The sequence below is a fragment of the Methanoculleus methanifontis genome (assembly GCF_030464365.1).
Taxonomy (GTDB): Archaea; Halobacteriota; Methanomicrobia; order Methanomicrobiales; family Methanoculleaceae; genus Methanoculleus; species Methanoculleus methanifontis.
Genome location: NZ_VCYI01000001.1, coordinates 86,704 through 100,048, shown reverse-complemented (window position 1 = coordinate 100,048; position 13,345 = coordinate 86,704). Strand labels below are relative to the sequence as shown.

Annotated in this window: 10 protein-coding genes; 5 read left to right on the top strand and 5 right to left on the bottom strand. The window is 59.6% G+C overall.

The annotated features are described in order from the left end of the window. Positions 1-562: 562 nt before the first annotated feature. The 4 genes from FGW20_RS00520 to FGW20_RS00505 are packed head-to-tail and all read right to left on the bottom strand — an operon-like array spanning position 563 to position 5,609. Complete coding sequence (locus FGW20_RS00520; RefSeq protein ID WP_301676152.1) at positions 563-1,612, bottom strand: type II secretion system F family protein; 1,050 nt, start codon at positions 1,610-1,612, stop codon at positions 563-565. A gap of 1 nt (position 1,613) precedes the next feature. After that, positions 1,614-2,537 carry a type II secretion system F family protein gene (locus FGW20_RS00515; RefSeq protein ID WP_301676151.1) on the bottom strand — a complete coding sequence of 308 codons (924 nt, stop codon included), beginning with the start codon at positions 2,535-2,537 and terminating at the stop codon, positions 1,614-1,616. Then, positions 2,534-4,984 carry a type II/IV secretion system ATPase subunit gene (locus tag FGW20_RS00510; RefSeq protein ID WP_301676150.1) on the bottom strand — a complete coding sequence of 817 codons (2,451 nt, stop codon included), beginning with the start codon at positions 4,982-4,984 and terminating at the stop codon, positions 2,534-2,536. Before FGW20_RS00510 ends, FGW20_RS00515 begins: the two co-directional genes overlap by 4 nt. Continuing rightward, positions 4,971-5,609 (bottom strand): hypothetical protein, encoded by a 639-nt coding sequence (locus tag FGW20_RS00505; protein ID WP_301676149.1) that lies wholly within the window; start codon positions 5,607-5,609, stop codon positions 4,971-4,973. The genes FGW20_RS00510 and FGW20_RS00505 overlap by 14 nt, the downstream gene beginning before the upstream one ends. A 385-nt stretch (positions 5,610-5,994) precedes the next feature. Between FGW20_RS00505 and FGW20_RS00500 the strand changes: the two genes are divergently transcribed. From FGW20_RS00500 to leuS, 4 genes are read left to right on the top strand one after another with little or no spacing between them, the layout of a single operon-like run. Beyond that, on the top strand, positions 5,995-6,786 hold the full coding sequence (locus FGW20_RS00500) for an A24 family peptidase C-terminal domain-containing protein (RefSeq protein ID WP_301676148.1): 792 nt from the start codon (positions 5,995-5,997) through the stop codon (positions 6,784-6,786). Positions 6,787-6,792: 6 nt separating this feature from the next. Continuing rightward, positions 6,793-7,158 carry a phosphoribosyl-AMP cyclohydrolase gene (hisI, locus tag FGW20_RS00495; protein WP_301676147.1) on the top strand — a complete coding sequence of 122 codons (366 nt, stop codon included), beginning with the start codon at positions 6,793-6,795 and terminating at the stop codon, positions 7,156-7,158. A gap of 23 nt (positions 7,159-7,181) precedes the next feature. Then, positions 7,182-9,077: a PINc/VapC family ATPase gene (locus tag FGW20_RS00490; RefSeq protein ID WP_301676146.1), complete on the top strand. Its 1,896-nt coding sequence runs from the start codon at positions 7,182-7,184 to the stop codon at positions 9,075-9,077. Positions 9,078-9,115: 38 nt separating this feature from the next. Beyond that, positions 9,116-11,893 carry a leucine--tRNA ligase gene (leuS, locus tag FGW20_RS00485; RefSeq protein ID WP_437178565.1) on the top strand — a complete coding sequence of 926 codons (2,778 nt, stop codon included), beginning with the start codon at positions 9,116-9,118 and terminating at the stop codon, positions 11,891-11,893. Positions 11,894-12,244: 351 nt separating this feature from the next. Here leuS and FGW20_RS00480 read toward each other — a convergent pair whose 3' ends face one another. Beyond that, the gene (locus FGW20_RS00480) at positions 12,245-12,571 is read right to left on the bottom strand and encodes a DUF5611 family protein (protein ID WP_301676145.1); all 327 of its coding nucleotides are present in this window, start codon (positions 12,569-12,571) and stop codon (positions 12,245-12,247) included. A gap of 59 nt (positions 12,572-12,630) precedes the next feature. Between FGW20_RS00480 and FGW20_RS00475 the strand changes: the two genes are divergently transcribed. Further along, positions 12,631-13,344, top strand: a complete 714-nt coding sequence (locus FGW20_RS00475) for a proteasome assembly chaperone family protein (RefSeq protein WP_301676144.1) — start codon at positions 12,631-12,633, stop codon at positions 13,342-13,344. Position 13,345: the final 1 nt, after the last annotated feature.

Sequence of the window (13,345 nt, the reverse complement as noted above, 5' to 3'; positions counted from 1 at the left end):
TCGCGCCTTCGCGTGCGTCGGTGAGACATGGATTATCCGGAGATAATTCATCCTCCGGGAGAGGGGTTTAACAAAGCCGTTTTATGATTGCCTCTCCCGCCTCACTTTCTCACGTCAGGGCCAAGAGTTAAATAGCAACGTATTTCTTTCATCGCACGGAGGAGTTTAATGGGAAAAGGAAATATGGAGGTCATCCCAAAACGCCTCTGCCGGGAGGGGGACACCCGTTCGAAGACCTTCGGTCTTCTCAAGCTCCCTCCGGTCGCACCTCCCCGATCACTCCCGCGTGGCGATATGCGATGGTTCGTAGAACCGGAGCAGGAGCACCGGAGGTGCGATAACCAACGGGAAGCCGTTTCAGCAATTTGATACAGGAGATCATTCAATTCGGTATGAACGCTCGTAATTACATTCAGAACCCTGTGAATCTTCAATCCCGTGGTATTTTTGGGACGACTTCAATAATTCACCAAAATGTCGCGCTCCCTACTTCCAGTGCTCCTTCTCGCTTTCGCTTGCACATCGAAACGTCGTAAAAAAAGAAGAACTCGTTCCGGCCCTCTCAGATAATGAACCGGAACGCCAGCCAGGCGATAAACACCATCAGCGCCGAGTATTTCAGCCCACCGACTACCCGGCCTTCGCCCATGATGCCCGCCGCCAGCCCCGAGAAGAATCCCTGGATCAGCGCGGCGTGGCAGAAGAGCCGGTTGTAGAGGAAGAGGTCCACGTTGCCCATGAACGACTGCGCCGAACTTGAGCCCGATGCAGCGACCGCCTCGCCCGCCTCCGCCATCGTGGTGAGGAAGGTGCCCGAGAGCACCCCGATGACGAAGAGGAAGACGAAGAACGACATCAGGATGATGATCATATAGATCATCATCCCGTTTTTGCGCTCCGACTGCAGGTTGAAGAACTCGTACGCGTCGTGCGCCGCCGCACGCAGAACCTCACTCACATCGCCGCCGGCGGAGCTCGCGTGGGCGATCAGGTCGACACTCCGTTCCGCGAGCGGAGTGCTCACGGCCTTTCCGAACTGGCGGATAGCTTCCACGAACGGGACACCCCAGGACATCTCGGCATCAAGTTTGCGGATGTGCGGCGTGAGCGCCCCATACTCGCCCTCCGAGACTATATGAACCGCATGCGGGAGCGTCATGCCTGAATCGTTCATCCCGGCCACGTCACGGAAGAAGTTCGGGAGCGACGCCTCGATGCTCGATATACGCAACGCCTCCTTGAAGTCGAGGAGCGAAAGCGGCACGATGGCGATGAGGAGCGCGAAAACAAAGACGTCGTCGATCATCGTCGTCGTGAAGAGGGCGCCGATGCCGTAAGACGCCACCATGCTCATAAACCCGCCTATGAAGAGGAGAAGCGCGGCGGGGACGGATATGAAGAGGACGGTGTAGGGCTCTTCCACCATCACCCTGACCGGGTGCCTGAGGAACCGGTAAAACCCTTCCTGGTACTTCCGCCAGTCCTCGATCCGGCCGAAGATCTCCTGGTCTTGCTCCACGAACGGGTCAGATTCCAGCACGTCATTCGGAACACTCTCCTGATCCGAAGATTTACGGTTCAAGAAATCGTCGATAAGATCTTTAAATCCCATATCACACCTCCGGCGTCATGGAACTGATCAGGATGACGAACATCATGCTCCCAAACGGCACAATCATGTAGATGATGATGTAGAGGAAGAACGGGTCCGAGTCGCCCGAGAGGATCGTCATCACCGACTGCAGGATGATCAGAAAGAGCATGCCGGCGACCATCGCGGTGACGTACGACTCCGCAATCAGCCCGAGCGTCTCTAAAAACGTCTTCTGCTGCTGGTTATTCTCAAGCGTGTACTGGTGAGCCTTGTTGCGGAAGTACTCCGTAAGGTTGCTCCCGCTGGAGATGCTCGCAACGGACCCCTGCAGGAACTCCCGCATCCGTTCGCTCGGCGTCGCCTGTGAAACCGTCCGCAGCGCTTCGAGGAGATCCTTCCCGAAGAAATCGGTCTCCCGGGAGATATAGCGCGCTTCGACAGCGCTTTCGCCGTATATCGCACTCTGGCCGAGCAGCCGGAAGACCTCGTCGGGGGTGATCCCGGCTGAAGACATGGCGGTGACGTAGTTGATGGCGTACGGGAGGGTGGCATCGATGTTCCGGCGACGCTCTCCTGCCTTTATACCGGGATAGAGGAGGTAAATCAGGTAGGTCAGCCCCCCGAAGACCAGGAGAGAGATGACCGTGATGATGATGGTGCCGAGCAGCATCTTGTAGTCGTTCAACGCGTACAGGACCTCCGGAACCGCTCCGCGATAGACGATCATATCAGGGATCCGCAGGAAGTAGGTCAGCAGCCCGATGAGCGCGGCGGCGACCAGCCCCACGGCGACCGAGGAAACGTAAGCGGTCGCAAGATACGCCTCGAACGGCGTATTCATCCGGGCCCCCATCAGGTCGTTTCGGAGGCTGATGTAGTCTCCCCGCTTCGCCTTCAGGTCGTGTCCGATCAGGTTGAAGCAGAACCGCTCGTAACTGTTCATGCGGAACCACCCTCCCCGTAGAGGTCAGCACGCACCCGCTGGACGACCGTCTCCGGATCGCGGAAGTAGGAGACCAGGATCTTGCTCACGTCCTTGAAATAGCGGATCTTCTTGATACGCATCCATTCAAGGACTTCCTGCCGCCGTTTCAGCTCTTCACGCATCCGCTCCTCGCTCCACCCCCGGTCTTCCATGATCTGTTCGAGAATGTAGGATTTGCCGGAATACCGGATCTCGTCGGTCGCCGGATGCCACCGGAAGACCTCGTTCGTGATCAGTTCGTTCGTTCGGGGATCGATGTCCAGGATCTCGATCAGCTGCTTGTTCCGCCGGATCCGCTGACCGCCGATACGGGCCTGCACCTGGATGGACATCAGGTTCAGTGCAGAGAGCATGTTTCTCGGCACGTCGATCGGCGGGTTCTCCAGACGGTGGACGGCGCTCGCCACCGAGTCGGCGTGCATCGTCGCGTAGGTGACGTGACCGGTGCTCATCGCCTGGAAGAGGGTCAGGGCCTCCTTGCCACGGACCTCACCGACCAGGATGTACTCCGGGCGTTGCCGGAGGGCGGCACGCAGGAGTTCGTACATATCGATCTCGCCCCGCCCGTCCTGCGAGAACGAGTCACGGGTGATGCTCGGGATCCAGTTCGGGTGAGGCAGTTTCAGTTCCCGGGTATCCTCGAGGGTGACGATCTTTGCAAGCGGCGGGATAAAGAGCGATATGGCGTTCAAGGTCGTCGTCTTCCCGGACGCCGTCCCGCCGGCAAAGATGCAGGACTTGGCGTTCTCGACCGCAAGCCAGATGAAGGCAATCCCGAGCGGCGAGAAGGTGTGCCACTCGATGAGGTCCGTCGGCGTGATCGGCTCCTCGCGGAACTTACGGATGGTGAACGTCGAACCGTGTGCGGTCACCTCCGCCCCGAGTGTCATCTGGATACGCGATCCGTCGCTCATCGTGGCGTCCAGCATCGGCTCGGCGATGGAGATGTATTTCCCGGCCCGCTGCGCAAGTTTCGTGACGAACGAGTCGAGCGCCACGTGATCCTGATAGACAAGGGTCGTTTTCATCGATTCGTACGTCGTGTGATAGACGAATATGGCACTGCCCACGCCGTCGCAGGAGATATCCTCGATGTACTTGTCGTGCATCACCGGATCGATCAGTCCGTCGCCGAGGAACTCCTTCTCCACATGGTAGAGGATCTTCTCGCGCCCGAGAGGGTCGAGACGGATACCGTAGTCGGCGATGATCACGTTCGCCGCATCACGGAGCGCTTTACGGGCTTCATCGTGAGTGAGGTCACGGGAAGTGATACAGAGCGTCTCAAAGAGCCGTTCTTTGATCTCCAAAAAGAGTTCCCGTTCTCCGGGCGTGAGCATGGGCTCGATGACGTGATAGGTGTACTCGTGCGTCGTGCTGTCGTAGGTCACCCGGACATAGGCATACGGTTCGTTCACCGGATAGAGTTCAATCTCTTCAATCCCCGGTGACGGCCGCATCGCGAGATCGACGAGCGGACCGTGGAGTGTGGGGTTATATTCCTCGACCACGGCACCGACTTTCGGCACCTGGAACATTTTGAGGAAACCGAACCGGGGTTGCGGAACCTCTTCGACCGGGGTCGCCACCTGTGCGGCCGCCGCAGCAAGCGAAGCGGAAGAGAGGGACTGCGAGAAGATATCGTCGAACTCCGATACGACCCGGGCGTTGTCGACGAAATCAAAACTGTGTTCGTTTCGGTTGATGTTCAATTCATCGATGGTGAACGTCGCGCTCTTCGGGAGGATGAGATCCGCCAGGTTCCCGAGTTCATCGACCGTTACCACGCCGTCGGAGACCTCTCCTCCGAGTCCCGGGTCATCGACCTCTTCCACGATGTGGGATCCCGACCCGGGGGTGCTGGATTCAGTGTCCTCCCGCCACCCTTTCATCCGGTCAAGGATTCCCGCAGGGCCGTGGTGCCTGGGGGAAGGAGCCGGCACGTCCGCCTCCGGCCCGAAATCTTCAACCGCTGCCGGCAGATCGGCCGACATCTCCGCTTCTGCACGGACATCATGCGTCTCTACCGTAGGGGTGGACGCGCCCTCTTTCCCCCGGCCAATCCGGTTAAGGAGCGCCCTGACCGGGTCCTTGCCGCCGGGTACACGTGGTTCGGCGGCGTCTCCGGATCTTGCCACCGTTTCGATGAACGAACGAATCCCCGCGCCCTTTTGCGCTTGCACTGGAGATTGTTCCGGTTGCTCGTTCTTTTCATCGGTGACGGGGGCGGCAACCTCCGGAACCGTCTCTTCCCGCACATCCTCTTCCGGGGACGGGGGCGGCAAATCTGTACCGACGCTCTCCGCTGCGGATTTTTCTTTGCCGGCCTCCAGTCCCCCGGGCTGTGTGAGAAGGTTCCTGACTGCCGCTATCAATTCACGTTCTTCATCTTCACCTGTACTCATCCTCAGTGCCCCCAATATCAATGTGCTCTACTACCTGAGGTTCATGGAACTCGACGATTTGCCGTGTCCGCTCTCCGAGCCGATCCGAGACCACGCACATATAGCGCCCATTGAGCAGTCGAAAACAGACCTTCCCCGCGGAATCCGTCACATCGCCCGTCATGACGAGTTTGCCCTTCCGGATCGCGACGTGGGCTCCCGCAAGAGGCGTCCGGCCGTCGCGCACGATCAGGCAGAGCACCCCTATCCGCTGCCGGGCAGGCGTACCGACGGTCGGGATATCAAGGCGACCGTTCTTCTTCAGGTGGCTTTTGTCGAAGAGCCTGCACCGTGCAACCAGTGCATCAATAATCTGCGGCGTCACCGAGAAGAGTTCGAACTCTTCTCGTCCGGTCAGGCGCAGGACGGCCGAGTCTCCAAAGAGCGTCCCCATCGTATCGACGAACATGGCACCGTCCGGTTCGCCCCCGGAGAAAAACAGGAAAAACGTGTGCCCTTTCTCTCTGGAAACCCCGATCCCGGTCGGGGAATACCTGCTACCGTAATGCAGCAACTCGTCAAGAGTGAAGTGTCCCTCGCTCGTCGACTGTCGAAGGACCTCGCCCATAAGGTCGTTTACGTCCATGCAGATCTTCAGGTACGATATTTTGTAGATTTTATGCCGGAAAGGGGATTTTTACCCCCTATCACAATATATCACATCATTATGCTATTATTAATACCTTGTGAAAATAGAATCGTCATTCTAACAAATATTAATGGGAAAGGGCAGTATCTGGAAGTCTGGAGGAGACCATTTACGTACAGAAGTTCCCGATATGGTTCCGGCCAGGAAGGGGCTTTGACCGGAGAACCCGAACGCTCAAACCGTCCCGGCGGCGGTAGGTGCCCGTATGGTGTCGTATCGGTTCGGAAAACGCATCGAAACGACGACGATCCCCTACAAAGAAAGATCGCCAGAAATAAGAGACAACAGGTGAATAGAGTACCTGCCCATGATTCTTCCGCCCATGGTAGGTATCCCCCTCATGATTGCAGCGACTGCAATAGGGGTCACACTCATATATGCGTCCATCTTAGATGCGAAAGAGCGGCGGGTGCCTCACAAAACCTGGCGCCTCGCACTCGTGATCGCGGTTCCGGCGGCCGTCTGGGTGTACGGACTGACTATCCTTGCGGACTGGCGAACGGCAGCGGCGTACCTCGTCCTGGTTGCGGTCTTCTGCGGATTTTTTTACTTCTTCCAGGCGGTAAACCTCTTCGGCGGAGCGGATGCGTACGCCCTCATCATCATCACTGCTTGCATTCCGTTCTACCCGCTCGAACCGTACTTCGGCGCATCACCCCTCGGGTTCTTTCCGTTCAGCGTGCTGACGAACGCCGTGCTCATCAATATCGCGGCACCCGTCGCAATCTTCGCGAAGAACATCCTGGAGGGGAACCGGGCCCCGGTGCCCTGCCTCCTGCTCGGCTTTCCCGTCGACGGGAGATCGATCCAGAACGAGTTCGGTTTCGTGATGGAAGATATCGAGGAGGCGGAGGACGGCAGACTTGCCAGGCGGTTCGTCGGATTTACGGAATCGCTCGGGCGTATCGTGCGGGGAGAGCGGCGGTTATACACAAAAGATCTCAGGCTGCATCCAAATGACTACCAGCGGGAACTTGCCCTTTACAGGAAGGCCGGCAAAGTCTGGATATCCTACGGCATTCCATTCATCATACCAATCACAGCAGGATTTCTGACCGCACTGTTCATGGGAGATATCCTCTTTGTAATCATGAAGGCAATCGCGGGAATGTGAATCAATATGGAGATACAGTTCAAGGACGGATTGGTGCCTGTCATCGTGCAGGAAAAACGAACTCGTGATGTCCTGATGCTCGCCTACGCAAACGCGGAGGCGTTGGAACTCACCAGAACCACGGGATATGCACATTATTACAGCAGGAGCAGACAGAAACTCTGGAAGAAGGGGGAGGAGAGCGGGCACGTCCAGCGGGTCTGCCGCATCCTGGTCGACTGCGACGAGGATGCCGTCCTCTACGAGGTGGAGCAGACCGGCGCAGCCTGCCATACCGGCCACGTCTCGTGTTTCTATCGGTCGGTCGACGGGGAGGAGGTCGCCGGATTGGTCTTCGATCCGGAGAAGGTATACGCTAATAAGGGTGAATGACTTCATTACTATGGTGATTTTTTATGAAAATTGTACCCGATACCAGCGTCGTAATAGACGGACGCATAACATCGCTGATAAAAACCGGAGAATATAAGGGCGCAACAATAATCATACCGGAAGCTGTCGTCGCCGAACTGGAGGCCCAGGCGAATCAGGGGCGGGAGATAGGATTTTCCGGTCTGACGGAACTCCAGGAACTCTTCCGCATGTCGGAAGAGAACGTTATCGAACTCCGGTTTTCCGGAGAACGCCCGAGCCTCGACCAGGTGAAACTGTCCAGCGGGGGCGAGATCGATGCCCTGATCCGGAACGTCGCGATCGACCACGAGGCCCGGTTCATCACGAGCGACCTCGTGCAGGCGGAGGTGGCGAAGGCAAAAGGGCTCGACGTCACCTACCTGCGGCCGCAGATCGGCGACTTCTCGCCGCTCTCGATCGACCAGTATCTCGATGAGGAGACGATCGCGATCACTCTTAAGGAGCGGGCTCCGCCGGTGGCAAAGATCGGGAAACTCCGGGATACCCGCCTGGTGACCCTCCGGGATGCACCGATGTCCGAGTACGAGCTCAAGGCCATGGCGCAGGAACTCCTCGAGCGGGCGAAACGCGACCCGGACGGCTTCATCGAACTTGAGAAGCGGGGGATCACGGTCGTCCAGATCGGGTCGCTCCGGATCTCGATTGCCCGGCGGCCGTTCTCGGACGGGATGGAGATCACGGTCGTCCGGCCACTGGTCGACCTTTCGCTCGACGATTACGACATGGCGCCGGAGATCAAGCAGCGGATCCTCGGGAACCGCCGCGGCGTCCTGATCGCGGGCCCACCAGGAGCGGGGAAGACAACCCTCGCCCAGAGCCTTGCGACGTTCCTCGCCGACAACAACTTCGTCGTGAAGACGATGGAGGCACCGCGCGACCTGCAGGTGCCCGACCACATAACCCAGTACACGGCGCTCGAGGGGAGCATGGCGAACACCGCCGAAGCCCTCCTGCTCGTCCGTCCCGATTACGTGATCTTTGATGAACTCCGGAAGAACGAGGACTTCAACGTCTATGCGGACATGCGCCTTGCCGGGATGGGCATGGTCGGGGTGGTGCATGGCATGGAGGTGCACGACTGCCTCCGGCGGTTCTGCGACCGGGTGGACTACAGCATCCTGCCGCAGATCATCAACACCGTCATCTACGTCGTCCAGGGTGCGATCACGAAGATCTACGACCTCGAGCTGGCGATCAAGGCACCGGAGGGGATGCCCGGCGATACACACATCCGCCCGGTGATCGTCGTCCGCGACCACGCCCGGCGGGAACCCGAGATCGAGATCTTCCGCTACGAAGGAGAAACCCTGGTGATGCCGCTCGCCCGGAAGAAGAGCGTCGTAGAGCCGGCCGCTGTTCACGCGGAGCCCCCGGCCATCACGCCACCGGAAGCGGAGCCCGAGGAGAACGTCACCTGGAAGGTTGCCGAGAAAGAGGTCCAGCGCGAGATTGGGCGGTACACGAGCGGGCCGGTCGAGGTCCGGATCATCAGCGACAACAAAGCCGTCGTCTATATCGAGGACAAGGACGTCCCGGCGGCGATCGGGAAGGGCGGCAAGAACGTCTCGGCGATCGTGAACAAACTGGGTATCGGGATCGATATCCGGCCGAGGAGCGAACTCGAGACGCAGAAACCTGTCGAGGAGGAGATGCACCTTGCCGGCGGCATCAGGATCCGCCTCGACAAGAAACAACTGACGATCGTATCTCCCGAGAACAAAGGCAAGATCGTGGACGTCTTCGCCGGGAAAGAGTATCTCTTCACGGCAACGGTGAACGATGAGGGGGATATCCTCCTTGCCAAGAACAGCACGATCGCCCAGGAGATGATCAAGCGCTACAACGAGGGCGAGACGATCCGGCTGCGGCCGGTATGATAGGGCAACTATGAGGAACCAGAATCTGGAGGCTTAGAGTGAGCGGATTAGATATGCAGGGCAACGAACAGGAGTGCATCGCCCGGTGGGAGCACGCGTTCGAGGCCGATCCGGCAGAAAAAGAGAAGTATTACCTGACCGTGGCGTACCCGTATCCAAGCGGGGCGATGCACGTCGGACACGGGCGGACGTACATCGTCCCGGACGTCCTCGCCCGGTACCAGCGGATGAAGGGCAAACAGGTTCTCTTCCCGATGGCGTTCCACGTCACCGGCACCCCGGTCATCGGGATATCGAAGAGGATTGCAAACGGGGACACGACGACGATCGGGCTCTACCGCGACCTTTACCGGGTGCCGCAGGACATCCTCGATCGGTTCATCGACCCGATGGAGATTGTCCGCTACTTCTCGGAGGAGTACCGCCGCGTGATGCAGAAGTCAGGGCTCTCGATCGACTGGCGGCGCCGGTTCATCACCGTCGATCCGCAGTACAGCAAGTTCATCGAGTGGCAGTACAAGCACCTGCACGAGGAGGAGCACGTCGTCAGGGGTGCCCACCCGGTCAAGTACTGCCCCCAGTGCGAGAACCCGGTCGGCGACCACGATCTCCTCGAGGGGGAGAAGGCCGAGATCATCAAGTTCACCCTGGTGGTCTTCTCCTGGGACGGCGCCAGGATTCCCTGCGCAACCCTCCGGCCCGAGACGGTCTACGGCGTGACGAACCTCTGGGTGAACCCGGACGTCACCTACGTGCGGGTGACGCTTGACGGCGAGGAGTGGATCCTGAGCCGCGAGGCGGCGGCGAAACTCGCCCTGCAGGACCACGACGTCCGCGTGGGAGAGGAGATCCCCGGGACGGCGCTCGTCGACCAGACGGTCACCCACCCGCTCTCCGGCGATGTCGCGGTTCTTCCGGCGACGTTCGTCGACCCGGACATGGGGACCGGGATCGTCATGAGCGTTCCCGCCCACGCGCCCTTCGACTACATCGCGCTCCGCGACCTGCAGCAGCAGGGGAAGTACACGTCCATCCGGCCGATCCCGCTCATCTCCGTCGAGGGCTACGGCGAGATCCCGGCAAAGGACGCGGTCGAGCGGGCGGGCATCCGTGACCAGAACGATCCAGGGATGGAGGCGCTCACCCAGGAGGTCTACAGCGCGGAGTTCTCCCGCGGGAAGGTCTTTGAGAAGTACGGCGGCAAGCCGGTGCGGGAGGCCCGGGACGACGTTGCAGCGGTGATGATGGAGCGGTACGGCTCCATCGCGATGTACGAGTTCGACAACCGTCAGGTCACCTGCCGGTGCGGGGGGCGGGTCTTCGTGAAGATCCTGCACGACCAGTGGTTCCTGGAGTACAGTGACCCGTGCTGGAAGGAGCAGGTGAAGACCCAGCTCGAGCGGATGGCGCTCGTCCCGCCCGAGGTTCGGACGGAGTTCGACCGGACGGTCGACTGGCTGAAGGACTGGGCCTGCACCCGCCGGGTGGGGCTCGGCACGAAACTGCCCTGGGATCCGACCTGGATCATCGAGCCGCTTTCCGACTCGACGATCTACATGGCCTATTACACGATCGCCCACCACCTGAAGGCTATCCCGCCGGAGAACCTGACGCCCGAGGTCTTCGACTACATCTTCTTCAGGGAGGGAAGCCCGGAGACCGTCGACCGCGAGACCCTCGACCGGATCAGGAACGAGTTCCTCTACTGGTACCCCTACGATTACCGGTTCTCGGCAAAGGATCTCATATCGAACCACCTCACCTTCCAGCTCTTCCATCACCGCGCGGTCTTCCCGCAGGAACTGCAGCCACAGGGCATGGTGATCTTCGGCATGGGGCTCCTGAACGGGGCGAAGATGTCCTCGAGCAAGGGTAATGTCTTCCTGCTCGAGGACGCCATCGAGGAGTTTGGCGCCGATACCGTCAGGATGTTCCTCGTCGGGAGCGCCGAGCCCTGGCAGGACTTTGACTGGAGGAACGAGCTCGTCTCGTCGACGAGAAGGCAGATTGAGCGGTTCTGGAACACGGTCGAGGAGACGAAGGACGCGGAGGGCGCCTACGATATTGATGCCTGGCTCGCGAGCCGGCTCCAGCGCCGCATCGAGAACGCCACCGCGGCGTTTGATTCGTTCCAGACCCGGCAGGCGCTGCAGGAGGCGTTCTTCGGCGTAGAGGCCGACCTGAAGTGGTACCGCCGCCGCCTGCCCGAGGGCGCGAGCGGCGGGGCGGTGATGCAGGATCTCTGCCGCACCTGGGTGCGGTTGCTCGCTCCTTTCGTCCCGTTCACCTGTGAGGCGCTCTGGGAGCGTGTCGGCGGGGAGGGCATGGTCTCCTTCGCCCCCTGGCCCGGGGTGGACGAGAGCAGGGTCAGCCCTGAGATCGAGCTCGCCGAGGAACTCCTCACCCGGACAGTCGAGGATATCGAGTCGATCGTGAAACTCATCCCGATGGAGCCCGCGTCCATCAGCCTCTTCGTTGCCCCGGCCTGGAAACACGAGGCCTTCCGGATCATCGCGGCTTCTGCCGATAAGACGAGGGTGATGCGCGATATCATGCAGAACGAGGATATGCGCAAGCGCGGCCGCGAGGCGACCGATGCCGCGAAGCAGATCACGAAACTCGTCCTGAAACTGCCGCCCGAACTGGTGAAGCAGATCGGAGCATCGCCGCTCGACGAGCAGGCGATCCTCGAGGGCGCACGGGAGTTCCTGGAGCACGAGTTCGGCGTGCCGGTGAAGGTTCAGAGCGCCGAGACGAGCACGCACCCGAAGGCCTCGGGAGCGCTGCCGTTCAAGCCGGCGATTGTGATTGAGTAGGGCGCTCACTCTTTTTTTAGGTCATCCCAACATGCCTCTGCCAGGAGGGGGACACCCGTTCGAAGACCTTCGGTCTTCTCAAGCTCCCTCCGGTCGCACCTCCCCGATCACTCCCGCGTGGCGATAAGCGATGTTCCGACAGGAACGGAGTTGGAGCACCAAAGGTGCGATATCCGGTGGGAAGCCGTGTACAGGTTCATCCAATTAACTGAAGCAAAAGCGAAAGATGACCAATACCGGGCAACGATTGAAACGCCGGGAGCACCTCGCCTTTCTGCACCAAAAATCAGCATGAAATATGCGGAGTTAAAGTCCGCAAAAAGAGATGCCCTGCCGGAGAGAAGAATCCGGTTATTCTTTTTTCTTTAAGGCCTGCTGGGCCTTCTTTGCCCGCTCTTTTGCCGTATACCCGGTGACCTGCTGGAGATAGTTGCGGAACCGGCGGTTGGTGTCGATGATCGTCTCGTCGTCGGCATCCTTGCTCGCCTCGGTATCGACGATCAGGGTTTTGCCTCCTGCGCCCAGCCAGACCTCAAGGCGCAGGAGCGCTCCGTAGGAGATGATATAATGGTCGTTCTCCGCCGCACGGGGTTCGATCTCAAACTGGTCGCGGAGACCCTGAATCATGGATTCTGCAAGTTGTTTCGTGTATCCGCGCTTGATCTGGTATTCTTGCATAATATTTTTAAGGGACATCCAGCTATGTTAAACTAATCCAGGAGTGAGTGATTGATCCCATGGACGATATAAAGGTCATATCCAGAGCGCTCGCCGGCGCCGAAAAAACAGTGTTGATCGGCTTTCCGGGGAGTGGGCTCGTCGGGAGTATTGCCCTGCAATACCTCGTCGAACAGATGGAATTCGAACAGATCGGGGCGATCACGAGCAAATACTTCCCGCCGGTCGCTCTTATGTCGAAAGGCGTGATTAACGCTCCCGTACGTCTCTACGAGAAGGATCACCTCGCCGCAGTCGTCTCCGACGTCCCCATCCACCCGGCGATCTGCTACGAGGTGGCGAACGGCATCATGGACTGGCTCGCCCAGTTCAACATCGGGGAGATCGTCACGATTGCCGGGATCATCACGAACGAACAGGAAAAGAGGGTCTTCGGGGTCGCGACCAGCAGCGGTGCGTTGCAGCGTGTCGAGGAGAAGACGATCATCCTTCCCATGGGAAGCATCTCCGGTGTCGCGGCAAGCCTCCTCACGGAGTGCAAGACGCGGGGCATCCCGGGGATAGGGCTGCTCGGGGAGACGGTGAATACCCCCGACCCGCGATCGTCTGCGGCCACGATCGAGGTCTTAAACCAGATCTACGGCCTCGGCCTGGATATCCAGCCGCTGCTCGAACAGGCGGTGGAGATCGAGGCGGCGATGTCCCAGATCGCCGAGCAGGTGCAGAAGACTGAGGGTCAGCCCCGGAGAGAGCAGCTGCCGATGTACGGGTGAT